Origin of the sequence: Devosia limi DSM 17137 (genome assembly GCF_900128975.1) — a bacterium.
In the GTDB taxonomy this organism is placed as follows: domain Bacteria; phylum Pseudomonadota; class Alphaproteobacteria; order Rhizobiales; family Devosiaceae; genus Devosia; species Devosia limi.
In genome coordinates, this window is the sequence record NZ_FQVC01000007.1 from 1 (window position 1) to 19,197 (window position 19,197).

Annotated in this window: 14 protein-coding genes; 7 read left to right on the forward strand and 7 right to left on the reverse strand. The window is 63.4% G+C overall.

The genetic code is table 11. The annotated features are described in order from the left end of the window. The 7 genes from BUA69_RS11935 to BUA69_RS11965 form a co-directional block, all read left to right on the forward strand. Positions 1–2,340 (forward strand): histidine kinase dimerization/phospho-acceptor domain-containing protein (locus BUA69_RS11935; RefSeq protein WP_143154504.1); only part of this gene is annotated, 2,340 nt, incomplete at its 5' end. Positions 2,341–2,587: 247 nt separating this feature from the next. Next, the gene (locus BUA69_RS11940; RefSeq protein WP_046134121.1) at positions 2,588–3,634 is read left to right on the forward strand and encodes an extracellular solute-binding protein; all 1,047 of its coding nucleotides are present in this window, start codon (positions 2,588–2,590) and stop codon (positions 3,632–3,634) included. Positions 3,635–3,790: 156 nt separating this feature from the next. Then, positions 3,791–5,422, forward strand: a complete 1,632-nt coding sequence (locus BUA69_RS11945; protein ID WP_046134120.1) for an ABC transporter permease — start codon at positions 3,791–3,793, stop codon at positions 5,420–5,422. Positions 5,423–5,612: 190 nt separating this feature from the next. After that, positions 5,613–7,094: an ABC transporter substrate-binding protein gene (locus BUA69_RS11950; RefSeq protein ID WP_046134119.1), complete on the forward strand. Its 1,482-nt coding sequence runs from the start codon at positions 5,613–5,615 to the stop codon at positions 7,092–7,094. A gap of 171 nt (positions 7,095–7,265) precedes the next feature. Beyond that, the gene (locus BUA69_RS11955; protein ID WP_046134118.1) at positions 7,266–8,219 is read left to right on the forward strand and encodes an ABC transporter permease; all 954 of its coding nucleotides are present in this window, start codon (positions 7,266–7,268) and stop codon (positions 8,217–8,219) included. Continuing rightward, the gene (locus tag BUA69_RS11960) at positions 8,216–9,082 is read left to right on the forward strand and encodes an ABC transporter permease (RefSeq protein WP_046134117.1); all 867 of its coding nucleotides are present in this window, start codon (positions 8,216–8,218) and stop codon (positions 9,080–9,082) included. The genes BUA69_RS11955 and BUA69_RS11960 overlap by 4 nt, the downstream gene beginning before the upstream one ends. Further along, the gene (locus BUA69_RS11965) at positions 9,069–10,628 is read left to right on the forward strand and encodes a dipeptide ABC transporter ATP-binding protein (RefSeq protein ID WP_052950393.1); all 1,560 of its coding nucleotides are present in this window, start codon (positions 9,069–9,071) and stop codon (positions 10,626–10,628) included. The genes BUA69_RS11960 and BUA69_RS11965 overlap by 14 nt, the downstream gene beginning before the upstream one ends. A 199-nt stretch (positions 10,629–10,827) precedes the next feature. Here the strand turns inward: BUA69_RS11965 and bglA are convergent, their stop codons facing one another. From bglA to BUA69_RS12000, 7 genes are all read right to left on the reverse strand, one after another. After that, entirely contained in the window at positions 10,828–12,486 is a 1,659-nt protein-coding gene (gene bglA / locus BUA69_RS11970) for a beta-galactosidase BglA (RefSeq protein ID WP_169749447.1), read from the reverse strand. A 167-nt stretch (positions 12,487–12,653) separates the two neighbouring features. Next, positions 12,654–13,970: a GH1 family beta-glucosidase gene (locus BUA69_RS11975; RefSeq protein WP_046134115.1), complete on the reverse strand. Its 1,317-nt coding sequence runs from the start codon at positions 13,968–13,970 to the stop codon at positions 12,654–12,656. A gap of 120 nt (positions 13,971–14,090) precedes the next feature. Next, complete coding sequence (locus BUA69_RS11980; RefSeq protein ID WP_046134114.1) at positions 14,091–15,167, reverse strand: Mrp/NBP35 family ATP-binding protein; 1,077 nt, start codon at positions 15,165–15,167, stop codon at positions 14,091–14,093. A gap of 146 nt (positions 15,168–15,313) precedes the next feature. Beyond that, positions 15,314–15,967: a fructose-6-phosphate aldolase gene (fsa, locus tag BUA69_RS11985; RefSeq protein ID WP_046134113.1), complete on the reverse strand. Its 654-nt coding sequence runs from the start codon at positions 15,965–15,967 to the stop codon at positions 15,314–15,316. 88 nt (positions 15,968–16,055) lie between these two features. After that, positions 16,056–17,240, reverse strand: coding sequence for an amino acid aminotransferase (locus BUA69_RS11990; protein WP_046134112.1), 1,185 nt, complete (start codon positions 17,238–17,240; stop codon positions 16,056–16,058). 101 nt (positions 17,241–17,341) lie between these two features. Further along, positions 17,342–18,289: an electron transfer flavoprotein subunit alpha/FixB family protein gene (locus BUA69_RS11995; RefSeq protein ID WP_046134111.1), complete on the reverse strand. Its 948-nt coding sequence runs from the start codon at positions 18,287–18,289 to the stop codon at positions 17,342–17,344. After that, entirely contained in the window at positions 18,289–19,047 is a 759-nt protein-coding gene (locus tag BUA69_RS12000) for an electron transfer flavoprotein subunit beta/FixA family protein (RefSeq protein WP_046134110.1), read from the reverse strand. Before BUA69_RS12000 ends, BUA69_RS11995 begins: the two co-directional genes overlap by 1 nt. Between the last annotated feature and the right edge of the window lie 150 nt (positions 19,048–19,197).

The window sequence follows — 19,197 nt, forward strand, 5'->3', positions numbered from 1 at the left end:
GAGCCGTCAGCGGAGCCGACGGAAGAGCCGTCAGCGGAGCCGACGGAAGAGCCGTCAGCGGAGCCGACGGAAGAGCCGTCAGCGGAGCCGACGGACGACTCGTTCCAGGAACTGGCCGAAGCAATGGTTGAGGCGGCTGCCTGGGCGGACCCGGAAAGCATTGATCCCGACGAGACCCGGCCGGAAGCGCCTTACGAAAGCATTGCCGAGGCGATCGCTGCGGATGATCACGCCTATGAGCGCGAGCTGGATAACTGGCGCGCAGCCGACCAGGAGCAGGTTTATGCGCCGGCCGCGGAAGCCGAGCCGGACGGCACGGACGAGCCTGATCCGGTAGTCGCGGCCGAGGCAGAAGAAGAGCCGGTCACCATCCAGAGCCTGTCGGACCTGATCGATCGGCTCGCTGCGGACAGTGCGCTGTTTACGCCGCTGACCGATGCCGACGATCTGTTGCTGTCGGCGGAAGCCGATGACGCCGAAATCGAGGCGGGGCAGATCGATATCGACGGCGATGAATTTGTCTTCGCGGCGGAAGACGAACCGGACGAGAATGCCGACGCTGAAGCCGATCTGGATGATCTGGCCCGGCTTGACGGGGTCGATGGGGAGCGGCTGAGCGCAGTCGCGGAAATTACGGCGGCAGCGACCGCCGCCAGCACCACGCCAACGGACGAACCGGAACCGGGCGCGGTCGCCGAAGCCGCAGCGGACGAAGAGGCGGTCCGGAAAATGGAAGCGGCGCTGGCAGCGCTCGGGCCGATCGTGGCGCGGGCCGAGGCCAATCCGCCACCGGACGCGGAGCGCGTTGAACGGGTCTCGCGCTACAATTTCGATGAGCTGTCGCGCATTCTGACCGATCGCGTTGGCGATCCGGCGCAGCAGCCGCGCGAACCGCTGCCCAGCCAGCCGGCGCCGATACCAGCGTCATCGGGTGCACTGATCAATCTCGGCGGCGAGACGCTGGTGCTGAACCGCTTGCCGCTGGGCATTCTGGTGTTCCGCGACCAGCAGGTGCTGTTCGCCAATCGCGCCATCACTGAAATGGTGGGCTATGATTCGGTGGAGCAACTGCGCAATGCCGGGCTGGCCTCGGTATTTCCGGCGACGGGACCGGACGGGCAGGAAGCTGGCCCGGTCAACCACCTCGTACAGCGCGACGGTACGCTGGTGCCGGTCACGGCGCGGCTGCAATCCATCTCCTGGCAGGGGCGCCCTGCCCTGATGCTGTCGGCCAGCACGACCGAAGTGCGGACTGGCCATGAAGCGGCGGTGCGGGCCTTTGCCGAAGGCTTGGCCGATATGCGCGGCGATGGCTTTTTTGAAGCCAATCGCGCTGGCACGCTGAGCGCGATCAATGGCCGCGCCGGCAAGGCGCTTGGCGTGGACGAAGGCGCTCTGACCGGCAAGCCGCTGGCCAATGTGATTGTGCCGGCCGACCTGCCGGCGCTGCGCGAGTTTCTCGAACGGCCAGCCCGCTTTGCCGAAACCGCTCGGCCTTGCATTACCCTGCGCGGTATTGGCCGTGGCGCCGATATCATGATCTTCGCCCAGGGTCAGGCAGGGGTCCTGGCCGGCTATTTCGGTTTTGTGAATGCCAGAACACCGGCAGCCCCGCTGCAGATTTCCGGCGGCACCGATGGCGATCCGGCGCTGCTGGCACGGATCAGCCGCGGCGTGCGGCGGCCGCTCAATACCATTATCGGGTTCTCCGATCTTATCCGCTCGAGCAGCTTTGGGGCTCAGGGCAATGAGCGTTACGAGAGCTACGCACAGGACATCACCACCGCCGGGCACGAAATTGCGGCGCTGGTGGACGAACTGGACGATTATACCAGACTGCGTGACGGCCGTTACCTGCCGCAGCGGGCCAGTATCGACCTGACCGGATTGCTGGAGAGCTGCGTGGTGCGTATTCGCCATCAGGCGGCTAGTTCGCGCGTCATCGTGCGCAACGCGATTTCCGAATTCCTGCCACGGGTAACGGCGGATCGGGCCTCGCTGGCGCAGGCGGTGTTGAACCTGCTGGCCAGCGCTATCGACCAGACCCCAGCGGGCGGGGCAGTGGTGATCTCGGCGCAGCGCGAAGATGATGGCGGCATTGCCATTCATGTGCGCGACAGCTCCACCAATCCAGTGGACATGGCTGAGCGTTTCGTCGTGTTCCGCGATGGCGTGGGGCGCGACGGGCAGATGCTGGCGCCAGTGCGGTCCAGCGTCGGGCTGGCGCTGACGCGCTCGCTGCTGGCGGTCAATGCATTCTCGCTGTCGGTCGATCCGGCAGGCAATCATGGCATGCTGTTTTCGCTGGTGATCCCGTCCGACCTGGTGGATCGCGCCTGAAGCCTTGCTGTTGGGTGACCGAGATTCCCGGCGTGCAACCGGTGCATGGGCGCTGCGCCAGGTAAAATAAAGTGGAGAACCGCCGTCAGCTAACAGGCTGTTTTTGCTTTATAATTCGCAGCAATATTTGAACGGTTCTAACCTGTAACGCATTGTTTTTACTAGCTTTATTGACAGCAAGCGACGAAAATTGCAGAAAGCGCCGATCTGCACGGGACCTTGAATCCCGCGTTCATGGAGAAGCCTAATGACCAAGACCGCGCGCCTTGCCGTCGCCCTGATGAGTTCTGTCGTCCTGACCGGCCTCAGCGTCCCCGCGTTCGCCCAGAGCGGCGAAGTCAATATCTACAGCTATCGCGAGCAGAGCCTGCTGCAGCCGCTGCTGGACAGGTTCAGCCAGGAAACCGGCATCAAGGCCAATGTGCTCTATGCTGGTGACGGCCTGCTCGACCGTGTCGCCGCCGAAGGCGAGCTATCTCCTGCCGACGTGGTGCTGACCGTCGACATTGGCAATCTGGTGGGCGCCGAAGAACAGGGCCTGACCCAGGAAATTACCACTCCCGTCCTTGATGAGCGCGTGCCGCAGGCATTCCGCGACGACAATGACAACTGGACTGCGCTGTCGCTGCGCGCGCGCGTATTCTACGTCTCCAGGGACCGCGTCGATGCCACCGCGCTTTCCTATGACGACATCACCAAGCCGGAATGGAAGGGCCGCATCTGCACCCGTCCAGGCGACCATGCCTACAATATCGGCCTGATCGCACAGCGCATTGCCGAGCATGGCCTGGACGAGACCCGCACCTGGCTGACCGCCGTGCGCGACAACCTGGCCTATCCCCCGACTGGCGGCGACCGCGAAGGCGTCAAGAACATCCTTGCCGGCACCTGTGACCTGAGCATCACCAATACCTATTACATGGGTGCGATGCTCAATAACGAAGCCGAGCCGGAACAGAAGGACTGGGCTGCATCCGCCCGGATCATCTATCCCGATGCGGACGGCGAAGGGACGCAGGTGAACGTGGCTGGCGGCTTCATCGCCAAGCATGCGCCGAACGTGGAAAACGCCAATGCGCTGATCGCCTTCCTGCTGTCGGACGAAGCCCAGAGCATCTATGCCGACACCAATTACGAGTTCCCGGTCGTGCCATCGGTGGCGCCGGCCGAACTGACCCTGTCCTGGGGTGCGCTCAACCCGGTCGACACGCCGCTGGTCGACGTTGCCGCCCACCGCGCCGAGGCCGCTGCGCTGGTCGACGAGCTCAAGTTCAACGAAGGCGCACAGAACTAAGGCCGGGCAAGCTAGTTTCCCTTGCCCGGAGCGCCCCCCTCGGGCATGACCCGAGGGTAATTCCGAACACCCGCCCACGCCGGACACTTCCGGGGGACGGAGAGGGAGACCTGGCCTGGTGAGCGTTTGACTAGACGAGCAGCCACACTTCGCAGCATGACCGGCAAGACAATCGTCCTGTCGGTCGTGCCATTTTTGCTGGTGGCCATCATGGGCCTGCCGATCCTGTGGCTGGGCTGGGGCGCCATTGCCGCCACTGCAGGCGGCAGCAATGGGCTGGCCGCCACCATGCTGCCGACGGCGCTGCGCGAGACCGGCATGCTGATGGCCCTGGTGGGGCTGGCGACCGGGATTGCCGGACTGTCCGCCGCCTGGCTGGTCACCCATTACGAATTTCCGCTGCGGCGGGTATTCGACTGGGCACTGGTGCTGCCGCTGGCCGTGCCGACCTATCTGGCGGCCTATAGCTATGTCGAGTTTTTGGGCTTTACCGGGCCGGTGCAGGGGTTTGTGCGCTCGCTCAATGGCGCAACGACGCTGCAGCAATACTGGTTTCCCGACATCAGGAGCAATTGGGGCGCGGTGGTCGTGCTATCCGCAGTGCTCTATCCTTATGTCTATGTCGCCTGCCGGGCTTTCTTCCTGATGCAGTCAGCCTCACTCAATATTGCGTCGCGTACGCTGGGGGCCGGCGGGATGCGGACGTTTTTTGCGGTGACATTACCGCTATCGCGGCCGGCACTGGTGGTTGGGGTGACGCTGGCAATGATGGAGGTCGTCAACGATCTCGGCGCCGTGCAATATTTCGGGGTCAACTCGATCACCGCAATCATCTACTCCACCTGGATCAACCGCTCCGATTTCGGCGGGGCGTCGCAATTGGCGGTAACGGTGGTGCTGGTGATCGGGCTGCTGATCGCCGCCGAGCAGCAGGCGCGGCGCAATCGGGTTTACCTGGCCAATCGCGACAGCAGGGTGCCACCGGGGCGCGAGCCCCTGTCGGGGGCACGCAAATGGGTGGCGGTTGGGCTGTGCATGATGCTGTTTACCCTCGGATTCGGAATTCCCGTGGGACAGATGACCTATCTGGCGTTCCGGCTGTCGCATACTGAGGCGATCGGGATGACACTGACGGCGCTGGTGCCAACGGTGACGCTGGCGAGTTTTGGCGCGGTGATTACCGTCATCATCGGGCTGGTAGCGGCCAAGCTGTCGAGCGGGGACGCATCGCGCCCTGCCAAGGGGGCAATCCGGCTGGCAACGCTCGGCTACGCCATTCCCGGCACGGTGCTGGCGCTGGGCCTGCTGCTGCCGCTGGGACAGGCCGACCTCTGGTTCAACCGGATGACCATGGCGCTGTTCGACTGGCGGCCGGGGCTGATCCTGTCGGGGTCGATGGCCGCCCTGCTCTATGTTTATTCGATCCGGTTCCTGGCCGTCAGCCATTCGACGCTCGACGCAGCGATGAAACGGCGCGGGCGCTCGATGCTGGATGCCGGGCGGGTGCTGGGGCAAAGCGGCTGGCGGCTGCTGTTCCGCATCGATCTGCCGACGCTGATGCCGGCGATACTGAGCGCGGCAACGCTGGTGTTCGTCGAGATCGTCAAGGAATTGCCGGCGACGCTGCTGCTGCGCCCGCTGGGCGTGGATACGCTGGCGACGATTGTCTATGCGCGCGCCAATGTGGGGCTTTTTGCGCAGGCGGCGCTTCCAGCACTGTTCATCGTGCTGGCGGGACTGATCCCGGTCATTCTTGCTACGCGGCTGGGCGATCGTAGGAAAGTATAATCCCGGCGCCTACTGCCATGTTAGTGGCGATCTTTTATATGATCGCGCTATGGGAGCTGACGCCTCACGCGTCAGCACGGCTGGGTGAACGAAGCGGAGCAGGGTTGGCCTTTAGCCCGCGACGCCAGACGTCATGCGATCAGGCTGGCCATGCTCTTATGGCCGGGATCGCAGCTATCAGGAGTGACCAATGGGCAAGACGTTGACTGGGTTTGGACTGATCCTGGCGCTGACCACCGCGCTGATAGCCCCGGCATATGCCGCGGGAACCGAGGTCCGAATCGGGGTGGCGCTGGAGCCGCCAGTGCTGGACCCGACTGCCGGCGCCGCCGAAGCCATCGACATCGTGGTCTATCAGAACATTTTCGAAGGCCTGACCCGCATCGACCCGACCGGCAGCGTGCAACCCGGGCTTGCGCGCGACTGGTCCATTTCCGAGGATGGGCTGACCTTTACCTTCAACCTGCACCCCGACGTGACCTTTCATGATGGCAGCAGCTTTGACGCCGAAGACGTCAAGTTCACCTTCGATCGCATCCTGGGCCCTGACAGCGTCAACGCCCATAAGGAATTCTACGAAGTCATCGAAGCCATCACCGTCATCGATCCGCTGACCGTGGCCTTCAAGCTCACCCGTCCGAGCGGACAGTTCCTGTTCAACCTGGGCCGGGGCGATGCGGTGATCGTGGCGCCGGAAAGCGCCGACAACAATGTGACCGACCCGATCGGAACCGGCCCGTTCAGCTTTGTGCAGTGGGACAAGGGCAGCCGCGTCGTGCTGGAGCAATATGGCCCCTATTGGGGTGAGCCGGTGGCGCTGACCAAGGCGACCTATGTGTTCATCAGCGATACGGCGACGATGACCAATGCGCTGCTGGCCGGCGATATCGATGGCACCAACAATTTTGCGGCCGAAGCGCTGGCCGTGTTCGAGAACGATCCGCGCTTCAAGGTGCTGGTGGGCACCACCGAAGGCGAGACGCTGCTGGCGACCAATAACCGCAAGCCGCCCTTTGACGACCTGCGAGTGCGCCAGGCCATGGCCCATGCGCTGGACCGCAAGGCGATCATCGATGGGGCGACCTATGGTTATGGCACGCCGATCGGCAGCCATTTCGCGCCGCATAATCCCTATTATGTCGACCTGACCAATACCTATCCGTTCGATATCGAGAAGGCCAAGGCGCTGCTGGCAGAAGCCGGCTTCCCCGATGGCTTCAAGGCGACGCTCAAGCTGCCGCCGGTGGCTTATGCTCGGCTCTCCGGACAGATTATCGCCAGCCAGTTCGCCAAGGTCGGCATCGAGCTGGAACTGATCAATGTCGAGTTCGCGCAATGGCTTGAGGACGTCTACACCAACAAGGATTTCGATCTGACCATCATTTCCCATGTGGAGCCGTTCGACATTGGAAATTATGCAAATCCCGACTACTACTTCGGCTACGACAACCCCGAATTCCAGTCGCTGATCGAGACCCTCAATGCCACGACCGACGACGCAAAGCGGAAATCCCTGGCCATCCAGGCCCAGGAGATTCTCGCCCGCGACGCCGTCAATGGCTATCTGTTCGAACTCGCCCAGACCGGTGTGTGGAACGCCAAGCTCGCCGGCATGTGGCAGAACTCGCCCATCGAAGGGCTGGTGCTGCGCGACATTCACTGGACGGAATAGAACGTCAGCCTTTGTGCGTGTGAAGGCCCCCACCCTTGATCCCTCCCCACAAGGGGGAGGGAGACGACGGCAGCGTGGTCAGCGGCACAATCTTTCCATAGCGCCGGCCTGGCCTCCCTCCCCCTTGTGGGGAGGGAATGAGGGTGGGGGTGCCCTGCCCTCGGTTCGTTCATGATCCTCTTTACGCTTCGCCGCCTGCTGGGCTTTGCGGTGACGCTGCTGCTGGCGGCAGCGGTGATCTTTTATCTGCTCGATCTGTTGCCCGGCGATCCCGCGCAGTTCGTGCTGGGCATCAATGCAACGCCGGAATCGCTGGCGCGGCTGCGGGCGCAGATGGGGCTGGATGCGCCGGCGCATGAGCGGTTCCTCGCCTGGATCTGGGGCATGCTGCGGGGCGATTTCGGCATGTCCTACACCCAGAGCGCGCCGGTGGCGCAGCTGATCTGGAACCGGCTGGCGGTGACGCTGCCGCTGGCGGTGTTTGCGATGGTCATCTCGATGGCGGTCGGGCTGCCACTGGGGATTTTAGCGGCGCGGATGCGCGGCAAGGCGCCCGATACCGGCATCATGGTGGTGGCGCAGCTGGGCATCGCCATTCCCAATTTCTGGTTCGGCATGCTGCTGGTGCTGCTGTTTGCGGTGACGCTGCGCTGGCTGCCACCGGGTGGCTTTACGCCATGGCACGAAGATGCAGGCGCCGCGTTTCGCGGGCTGATCCTGCCCAGCCTGGCGCTGGCGCTGCCGCAGGCCTCGATCCTGGCGCGAATAATGCGGACGGCCCTGGTGGATGTGCAGGGCCAGGACTTTATCCGCACGGCGCGGGCCAAGGGCATGACCATGGGCGAAGCGGTCTGGCGGCATGGGGTGCGCAATGCGCTGCTGCCGGTGCTGACCGTTCTGGGGCTGCAATTTGCGTTCCTCGTCGCCGGCACCATTATCGTCGAGAACGTGTTCTACCTGCCCGGACTGGGGCGGTTGATTTTCACCGCCATATCCGAGCGGGACCTGATCCTGGTGCGGGGCGCGGTGATCGTGCTGATCGTGGCGGTGACGGCCACCATGCTGCTGGTGGATATTGCCTATGCCATGGTCGATCCGCGGCTGCGCGAGCGGGGAGCCCGATGAGCACGACAATCATGCCGGATCGCCGGCCGATCCTGTCGCATCCGAGCCTGTGGATCGGGCTGGGCGCGACCCTGATGTTTGCGCTGCTGGCGCTGGTGTCGCTGGTCTGGACCCCTTACCCGATTGCCGAAATCGATATTGCCCGCCGCTTTCTCGCGCCCAGCGCCGAGCATTGGCTGGGGACGGATAATCTGGGGCGCGATATGGCCTCGCTGATCATGGCCGGAACGCTGACCAGTTTTCTTGTCGCAGCGCTGGCCGTGGCGATTGGGGCCGGCATCGGTGTGCCACTGGGGCTGGCCGCGGCCGCGTGGGGCGGGCCGCTCGAATGGCTGGTGCTGCGCCTGACCGATTTCATCTTTGCCTTTCCGGCCATCATCGTTGCCATCCTGATCACATCGCTGTTCGGGCCAGGCGCGACCAATGCGATCATCGCCATCGGCATTTTCAACATTCCGGTGTTTGCCCGGGTGGCTCGTGGCGGGGCGCTGAGCATCAAGACGCTGGACTTCGTGGCAGCGGCGCGACTGGCAGGGCTGAGCAATGCCGGCATCGCCTATCGGCACCTGCTGCCCAATATCATGAGCCTGATCATCGTGCAGGGCACCATCCAGCTCTCGCTGGGAATCCTGGCCGAGGCGGGGCTGAGCTATGTGGGACTGGGCACCCAGCCGCCGGCGACAAGCCTTGGACTGATGTTGCGCGATGCGCAGGGAATCTTCCTGATCCACCCTTGGCTGACGCTGGTGCCGGGCGTGTGCATCGTGCTGATCGTCATTGCTTTGAACCTGGCCGGCGACGGCTTGCGGGACGCCATCGATCCGCGTCTCAAGGCCGTGGGGGCGCCCAATGTCGCTGCTTGAAGTTGTCGGCCTTTCGGTGCGCTTCGGTGCGACGGAGGCCGTCAGGGATGTGAGCTTTTCGCTGGAACGCGGCGAGCGGTTCGGCATTATCGGGGAGAGCGGCTCGGGCAAGACCCTGACCGCGCTGGCGATCACCGGGCTATTGCCCGAAGGCGCATCGACAAGCGGCAGCATCCGCATTGATGGCGTTCCCCTGCCCGGCAGCGAGCGCGAGATGGCGCAACTGCGCGGCAAGCGTATCGGCATGGTGTTCCAGGAGCCGATGACGGCGCTCAATCCGCTGATGCGGATTTCCGACCAGATCGAAGAAGCCATCGTTCTGGGGCGCTCGGGCGGGTTTGCTCAGCTTGAAGTGCCCTATCTGCTCAAGGAAGTGGGGCTGGAGCTGCGGCATGGCGACCGCTTTGCGCACCAGCTATCGGGCGGGCAGCGGCAGCGTGCGATGATCGCCATGGCGCTGGCCAGCCAGCCCGACATTCTGATTGCCGACGAACCGACTTCGGCGCTGGACCTGATCACGCAGCGGCGGGTGCTCGACCTGATTGCCGAGATCTGTGCGCGGCGGCAGATGGCGCTGCTGTTTATCAGCCATGACCTCAAGGCAGTGGGGGCACTGTGCCATCGGGTGGCAGTGATGCATCGCGGCAAGTTGGTGGAAACCGGCAAGGCGAGCCAGGTCTTTGCCCAACCGCAGCAGGATTACACGCGCAAGCTGGTGACCGCCTCGCGTTTTGAGGCACCGTCGCTGCAGCGGCCACCGATTGGCGGGCCGCTGCTGGAGGTCGATCAGGTCAGCCGAGACTATCATCACGCCAGCATCTGGCCGTGGGGCGACAAGCCATTGCGGGCGGTCGATGGGGTGAGTTTTTCGGTGGCAACAGCGGAATGCGTGGCGCTGGTGGGGCCATCGGGCTGCGGCAAGACCACCTTGGCCAAGATCATTGTCGGGCTGGATAGCGCCACTTCCGGCCAGGTCAGACTGGCTGGCGCGCGCTATCGCGGCGCAGACCTGCCGCGCGAACGGCGACGCGATGTGTCGTTGGTGTTCCAAGACCCGTTTGGCAGCTTCAATCCACGCCTGACGCTGGAGCATTCGATTGGCGAGCCGCTGCGGCTGGAGCCGGGGCTGAGCCCACAGGCGCATGTCGACCGGCTGGTGGAATCCATCGAAGCGGTGGGGCTGGACGCGGACATGCTCAAGCGCTATCCGCACGAGTTTTCCGGCGGGCAGAGGCAGCGGTTGGCGATTGCCCGTGCGCTGGTGACGCGGCCGCGACTGCTGGTGCTGGACGAGCCGGTCTCAGCGCTCGACATGTCGGTGCGTGGCGAAGTGCTGGCCCTGCTGGCGCAATTGCAGGCCGAATTCGGGCTGACCTATCTGATCATCAGCCACGACCTCGACATGGTCAGCGCCGTGGCGGACCGGGTGATGGTGATGGAAGCGGGACGGATCGTGGAAACGGGACGACCGGATGAGATTTTCGCCAATCCGCAGCATCGGTTAACGCAGGAATTGATGGCGGCGCGATTGCCGGAGGTCGGGTGAGGGGTTCGGAATCGTGGCCGGCGGCGGGAAATTTGTCGTCCCACGGAGTCATTCCCGCGCAGGCGGGAATCCATTCTGCAGCGCCAGCCACATCAAGAATGGATTCCCGCCTGCGCGGGAATGACTCCGTGGAAGCTAAGCGTCTGGTGGCCCGGGATGCTGCTGGGAAGCGTTTCCTGCCAGGCCCGCCTCGACTGCCCTACCCCAGCTTGCCGATATAGGACCCAAACGGCTCCAAGTCGATTTCGCGGTCGATGGCGGCGGCGGTGACCCCGGGGCAGTCGATGCCGTGCGGCGTGAGCCCTGCGGGAATGGTGAATACCGCGGCGGCGGCGCCCATGTTGAAGACGCAGAGCAGGCGCTCGGGGCCATGCGAGCGAATGAAGGCGAGGACGTCGCCGCTGGCGTCGACGAGCTCGATACTGCCCTTGGCCAATGCGGCGTGCCGGCGGCGGAAGGCGAGAAGCGCGCGGTAGAACTCAAGCACCGAGCCCTCGACCTCGTGCTGGGTGTCGACGGCATGTGTCAGGTGTTCGGCGGGGACCGGCAGCCAGGTTCGGTCGGCCGTAGAAAACGCGCCATTGCGGACATGTGCCTGCCAGACCATGGGGGTGCGGCAGCCGTCACGACCCTTGAATTCGGGCCAGAACTCGATGCCATAGGGATCGACCAGATCCGAGAAGGATAGCTCCGCTTCCTTGAGGCCCAGCTCTTCGCCCTGATACAGGCAGACCGAGCCGCGCATGGCGAGCAGCAGCGTGATGGCGAGGCGAGTGAAGGCGGCTTCCTGCCCATGGACAGCCCAGCGGCTGACATGGCGGACGACGTCGTGATTGGAGAAGGCCAGACAAACCCAGCCGTCTGGCGCCGCAGCCTCGGTGGCGGCGATCGACTTGCGGAAATGCTCGGCCGAAAACTCGCCGCCCAGATAATCGAAGGTATAGGCCATATGCAGGTGATCATCGCCCGAGGTGTATTGGGCCATGACTTCCAGCTGGTGCTGGCTGTCGCCGATTTCGCCGACCGTGGTCTTGCCGGGATATTCGTCCATCAGGGCGCGCAGGCGCTTGAGGAAGGCGAGGTTTTCCGGGCGGGACTTGTCGTAAAGATGTTCCTGGAAATTGTATGGGTTCACGGCAGGCGCGGTCGAGGCATTGAAATCCTCGGGGCGCACCACGGGATTGTTCTCCAGGCCCAGCGAACAGAAGTAGAAATTGACTGTGTCGAGGCGGAAACCATCGACACCTCGCTCCAGCCAGAAGCGCATTTCGCCCAGCAGGGCCTCCTGCACATCGGGATTATGAAAGTTGAGGTCCGGTTGAGAGACGAGGAAATTGTGCAGGTAGTATTGCATGCGCCGGCTATCCCACGACCAGGCGGACCCGCCGAAGATCGACAGCCAGTTATTGGGGGGTGTGCCATCGGGCTTGGGATCGGCCCAGACATACCAGTCGGACTTGGCATTGGTGCGTGACTGGCGCGATTCCGAGAACCAGGCGTGCCTATCGGAAGAATGCGAGATCACCTGATCGATGATCACCCTGAGGCCGAGCGAATGGGCCTTCTGTACCAAGTGATCGAAGTCCTCAAGCGTGCCGAAGCTGGGATCGATGTCGCGATAGTTGGAGACGTCGTAGCCGAAATCCTTCATCGGCGAGGTGAAGACCGGCGACAGCCAGATGGCATCGACGCCCAGATCGGCAACATAATCAAGGCGGCTGGTAATGCCGACGAGATCGCCGACGCCATCGCCGTTCTGGTCCTGAAAGGAGCGTGGATAGATCTGGTAAATCACTGCGCCGCGCCACCAGTCCCGATCGATGGCAGGGTCGGCGACGGCTTTGGTTTCAGTCATCAACGGGCTGGCAGTCATGGGCGATCTCCGGCGCTGGGCATGGTCAGTTAGCCCCGGCTGGCGGCCGGATGCAAGCAGGCCCGCTGAGCGGCGCATGTTGCGGGAGCTGCGCATGGCTTGCGGGCTGCGCCGGAATGACCCGGCAGCTGGGGGATTTCCGCGCGGAGCAATCAGCGGGTGTTGTGCAGCATGCCCTGGAAGGCGCGGTAACTGGCCTTGGGGGTGCGCTGCTGGGTCTGGTAATCGACATGGACCAGACCGAAGCGCTTGTTGTAGCCCTCGGCCCATTCGTAATTGTCGAGCAGCGACCAGGCGAAATAGCCCCTGACATCGGCGCCCTGGGCGCGGGCGGCGAGCACGGCTTTGAGGTGTTCCTCGTAGTAGCTGACGCGGCGCGGATCGGCCTCGCCTTCGACCTCGGCCATGCCGTTCTCGGTGATGTAGAGCGGGATCCTGGTGTAGTCGGTGGAGACACGCACCAGGAGGTCGGTCAGTCCCTGGGGATAGATTTCCCAGCCCATTTCGGTCTTTTCGAGCTGACCCTGAACCTGTTCGATGGGGAAGCCGATGCGGGAGGGCGCCGATTTGTAGAGACCGCGGGTGTAATAATTGATCCCCAGCCAATCGAGCGGGCGCGAGACGATCTCCATGTCCCGCTCATAGCCCTCGGGCAGATAGGCGGCGAGCGGGGTGGTCAGGTCCTCGGGATATTTGCCCTTGAGCACGCCATCGAGATACCAGCGATTGAACATTGCATCGCCCAGATTGGTGGCGGCAATGTCTTCGGGGGTGTCGGTGGCCGGCTCGGACTTTTCCAGATTGAGCACGATGCCGAGGTTTTTGACGCCTTCGGCGCGCAGCGCATCAATTGCTGTGCCGTGGGCGAGCAGGACGTGGTGCATGGCGCGGGCCGTGGCGCGGATGTCGCGATAGCCGGGTGCGTGGACGCCGAGGAAGTGGCTGAGGAAGGCGACGCACCAGGGCTCGTTGATGGTGGCGGTGGCATGCAGGCGATTGCCGAACCTGTCGCCGATCAGGCTGGCATAGTCGCCCAGCCAGCCAGCGATATCGCGGTTCATCCAGCCGCCCTTGTCCTGCAGGGCGGAGGGCAGATCCCAGTGATAGAGCGTGGCATAGGGCTTGAGGCCGCGCTCGAGCATGCCGTCGATCAGGCGGTCATAGAAATCGAGGCCGGATTGGTTGATGGCGCCGGTGCCTTCGGGGATCAGGCGGGGCCAGGCGAAGGAGAAACGATAGGCGTCGAAGCCGCCATCGCGGATCAGGTCGAGGTCTTCGGCCCAGCGCTCATAGTGATCGCAGGCATTGAGGCCGGTATCGCCGTTGTGGACATTGCCGGGGGTGGCGGAGAAGCTATCCCAGATCGAGGAGCCGCGTCCGTCTTTTTGGCCGCCTTCGATCTGATAGGCGGCCGTGGCGACGCCGAAGACGAAATCGGGACCAAAATCCTTGCGATCGATGGAAAACATGCGGGCTCCTCTGGCGGCGATTGATCGCGCGTTCAAAGCCGAATAGCGTAGGAAATGCGTTTATGCAATCGATTGCATAGCAGATATTGCCGGTGCTGCCGGCGCGGCGCAGGGACGATCCTAGGCGCGCAGAGCGGGGGTGGCGGCGAGGATGTTGCGGACGATGGCGCGGAAGGCCTCGGCCTCGGGGCCGGTCGGATCGGAGACCACCGGCGGCTGGCCGCTATCGGAATTCTCGCGGATCGACATAACCAGCGGCACGGCACCAAGGAAGGGCATATCCAAGCTCGCAGCGGCGGCTTCGGCGCCACCGGAGCCGAAAATGTCGTAGCGGGTGCCGGTATCGGGGGCGATGAAATAGCTCATGTTTTCAACGAGGCCGAGCAGCGGCACGTTGAGGCGGCGCAGCATGTCGATGGCCTTCTTGGCATCGATCAGCGCCAGTTCCTGCGGCGTGGAAACGATGACGACGCCATCGACTTCAGCCTGCTGGAACAGCGAGATGTGGATATCGCCGGTGCCGGGCGGCAAATCGACAACGAGAATATCGAGCCCGCCCCAATCGGTTTCGCGCAGCAATTGACGCAGGGCCGAGGTCGCCATCGGGCCGCGCCAGACCACGGCCTGATCGGGATTGAGCATGGAGCCGATCGACATGGCCTTGAGGCCAAAGGCGGTGTGGGGCGAGAAGATGCCATCCTCGCGGACGGCGGGCTTACCTTCGATGCCGAGCAGCTTGGGAATGGAGGGACCGTAGAGATCGGCATCGAGCACGCCGACGCGCAGACCTTCGGCCTGCAATGCCAGGGCGATATTGACCGCAGTGGTGGACTTGCCGACGCCACCCTTGCCGGAGCCGACGGCGATGATGCGCTTGACGCCGGGGACCGGGGTTTTGGGCGCGGGACCGGGACGGCCCTGCGCGGCAGCCTGGCCGGTGGCCGGCGCCTTGTCGGATGTCAGCGACACCATGATCTTGCGGCCGGGAGCAGCAGCCTGCGCGGCCTGCTGGGCGGCTTCACGGGCAGGACCGAAAGCGGCCTCCATGCCCGGCGCGACCGCAATGGCGAAGGCGACGGCATGGGTGGTGATGATGATTTCGGACAGTCCGGCATAACCGGACAGCGCGCCGCCGCCGGGAATTTCGACAGCGTCGAGCGCGGATTTGATCGAAGCGGCGAGTTCGGTATCGGCCATGGGGGTCTTTCAGTGGGGCGCTCTGGCCAAGCTACCCACCGCGTCATTCCGGCGTAAGCCGGAATCCAGTTTGCTTGACCAGACCCGAAACTGGACCCCGGCTTTCGCCGGGGTGACATCGCTTTGGTAGACGGCTCGCCTGATCCTTAGAGAATCGACTGGCCGGTAGCCTTCCAGTCCTTCAGGAAGCCTTCGATACCAGCATTGGTCAGCGGGTGATCGGCAAGCTTGCGGATGACGGCAGGCGGGATGGTGGCAACGTCGGCTCCAGCCAGCGCGACCTGGGTCACGTGGTTGGCAGAACGGATCGAAGCGGCCAGAATCTGCGTGTCGAAAGCATAATTGTCATAGATGACGCGGATGTTTTCGATCAGCTCGACGCCGTCGAGATTGATGTCATCCAGACGACCCAGGAACGGCGAGATATAGGTCGCGCCGACCTTGGCAGCCAGGAGTGCCTGATTGGCCGAGAAGCACAGCGTGACATTGGTCTTGATACCCTTGTCATGGAAGTACTTGGTGGCCTTGAGGCCATTGAGCGTCAGCGGCAGCTTGATGACGACATTGTCGGCGATCTTGGCGAGGTGTTCGCCCTCGGCGACCATGCCCTCATATTCGAGCGAAGCCACTTCAGCCGAAACCGGGCCGGGAACGATGCCGCAGATTTCCTTGATCACTTCCTTGAAATCGCGGCCCGACTTGGCGATCAGCGACGGATTGGTGGTGACACCATCCAGAAGCCCGGTTTCCTGCAGTTCACGGATATCCTTGATTTCCGCGGTATCGACAAAGAACTTCATCGTTCCCTCCTAAAAATGCGTTCTATTCGAAGCCATTGGCCAAGATGTAGCACGGCGTGTCCGGGCCGCAAGGCGCTTTGGCTTGAGGTTATTTCGTCGCTGCGAGCATTGCCTCGGCCAGGTCGCCGATGCGGTCTTCGGGAATGCCGGCGACGTTGATGCGGCTGTCACCAATCATATAGATACCGTTCGCGGCTTTTAAATGCTCGACGGTCTCATTTGGCAGACCCAGCAGCGAGAACATGCCCCGATGGGCGGCGATGAAGTCGAAGTCCTTGGAATTTGACCGCTGGCGGATGGCTTCGCTGAGCTTTTCGCGCAGGCGGATCATGCGGCCGCGCATGGCGTTGAGCTCGGCTTCCCACTCGGCGCGCAATTCCTTGTCCTCGAGGATGGTGCGGATGATTTCCGCGCCATGATCGGGGGGCTGGCTATAGCTGGAGCGGATGACATTGAGCATCTGCGAGTTGACGATATCGGCCGAGGCCTCGTCGCGGGCCAGGATGATGGCAGCACCGATGCGTTCGCGGTAGAGGCCGAAATTCTTCGAGCCCGAGAAGGCGACCAGAGCTTCGGGCACTGCTGCCAGCAGCTTGCGGGTGCCATAGGCGTCTTCGAGCAGGCCATCGCCAAAGCCGAGATAGGCCAGATCGATGAAGGGCAGCGCCCCGGTGCGGGCGAAGCTGGCGGCAACCTGGTCCCACTGTTCATTGGTGAGGTTGGCACCGGTCGGATTATGACAGCAGCCGTGGAGCAACACGACATCGTCCTTGCCCAGCTTATCCAGCGTGGCGAGCATGTCGGCGAACTTCACACCGCGCGTTTCGGTGTCGAAATAGGGATAGGTCTTGACCGTCAGCCCGGCATTTTCAGCGATGGGCATATGGTTGGGCCAGGTCGGATCGGACACCCAGATGGTGGCCCCGGGACGGGCACGATTGACCAGCTGCATCAGCACCCAGAGCGAGCCAGTGCCGCCGGGGGCCTGGGCGATGCGGACGCGCTTGCGATCGACGGCATCGGCCAGGACCAGATCGAGCACGGCACTACCGAAGCCCTTATTGCCGGCGATGCCGAGATAGGTCTTGGTTTTTTCATTGGCGAGGATGCGTTCCTCGGCCTTGCGCACCGCGGACATGACAGCGGTCACGCCCTTTTCGTCTTTGTAAACACCGACACCAAGGTCAATCTTGGTGGGACGCGGGTCGGCCGCGTATTCGCCCATGAGCGCCAGGATCTTGTCGCCGGGGGCCTTGGAGAGAGTCTCGAACATTTTTGGAGTCGTTCCGGTGGGAAGGCGCAGCCTTTATAGGCGGCGGGGCGGGATTTGCAATCTATGAGAAGTCCGCAGGCTGACTCAATGCGGCCTTCTGACTAGGGCCGTTTGAAACCAAGTTTATCCAGCTCGGCGATCAGTTCAGGGATGATGGTGAAGAGATCGCCGATCAGGGCGACATCGGCGAGTTTGACCAGCGGCGCTTCGGCATCGGAATTGATGGCGACGATCTTTTTGGCGCCCTGAATGCCGGCCAGATGCTGCAACGCGCCGGAGATGCCGATGGCGATATAGAGATCGGGCGCGATGATCTTGCCAGTCTGGCCGACCTGCCAGTCATTGGGGGCGTAGCCGGCATCAACAGCAGCCCGGGTAGCGCCAATGGCAGCGCCGAGCTTTTTGGCGAGCTGCTCGATGAGCTGGAAGCCTTCGGCGGAGCCGACAGAGACGCCGCCGCCGACCACGATCTGGGCGGTGGCGAGGTCGGGGCTATCGCTTTCGGTGCGGTGGGCGGCGATGACGCGGGCGGCCGAGGCGACGGGCTGATGCGGCACCGGCTCGATGGGAGCGGCATTGCCGGACGCTGCGGCGCGGAAGGCCGAGGCGCGGATGGTCAGCACCTGTTTTGGCTGATTGGCGGTGACGGTCTGCACGGCGTTGCCGGCATAGATGGGGCGTTCGAAGCGGTTGGGACCGAGCACGGCGACGACGTCAGTCACCGGCATCAGGTCGAGCCTGGCGGCAAGACGGGGCATGACATCGCGGCCGACCGATCCGGCCGCGCTAACGATATGCTGGTAATTGGCTGACAGGGTCTGCAGCAGCGGGACGATGGCGTCGGCAAAGTCACCGGTGAAGTCGGCACCCTGCCCCACCAGCACGCGGGCGACGCCAGCAATACCGGCGGCATCGGTGGCGACCTGATCGATGCCCTCGCCCAGCACCAGAACGTCAATGGGGCCAAGTTCGGCGACGGCATGGACAACGCGGGCCGTGGCGGGAGAGAGCGTACCGAGGTCGTGATCGGCCAGAACCAGAACAGCCATCAAAGCGCCTCCATCTCGGCAATATCGCCAGCGATGAAGCCGGCCAGTTCACTCACCGAGCCCAGCGTGCGGCCCGCAGCGCGTTCGGCCGGTGGGGAGACTTTTTCGACGGTGAGGCGCGGGGCGATATCGACACCGAATTCGGCGACCGGGCGCACCGCCAGTGGCTTGGAGCGGGCCTTCATAACCATCGGCAAGGCGGCATTGCGGGGGGTATTGAGGCGCAGGTCGGCGGTGACGATGGCAGGCAGAGGCAGGGCGACAGTGATGCGCCCGAAATCGACCTCGCGGGTGACTTCGAGGCTTTGGACTTCGACCTTGATAGCCGAGGCGAAGGTGGCCTGGGGACGATCGGTCAGCGCGGCGAGCATCTGGCCGACGTGATTGCTGTCATCATCGACCGCCTGCTTGCCCAGCAGTACCAGATCGGGGTTTTCTTCGGCGACCAGCTTGGCCAGCAGCTTGGCAATGGCGAGGGTTTCGAGCTCGGCATCGGTTTCGATCAGGATGCCGCGATGGGCGCCCATGGCGAGCGCCGTCAGGATGACGTCATTGGCGGTCTTGGGGCCGATGGACACCACGACGACTTCATCGGCGTGACCGGCTTCCGCAAGTTGCACAGCGGCTTCCACCGCGTGCTTGCAGAAGGGGTTCATCGACATCCGCACGCCCTGCGTTTCGACGCCCGTCCCATCTGGACGGACACGAATGCGCACATTGTGATCAACGACGCGCTTGATGGCGACCAGTATCTTCATGGTGCGGCAGGCTCCCTGGAAGTTGGCGCTGGTTTGACAAATCCGGGCGGCAAGGACAAGGCGGAGTTGGGGAATTTCGGTCCACCATGCCGGAGATTGTTGGAAAATCCCTGCCTTGCGCAGACTCGCTCACTCCATGGTATGGTTGAC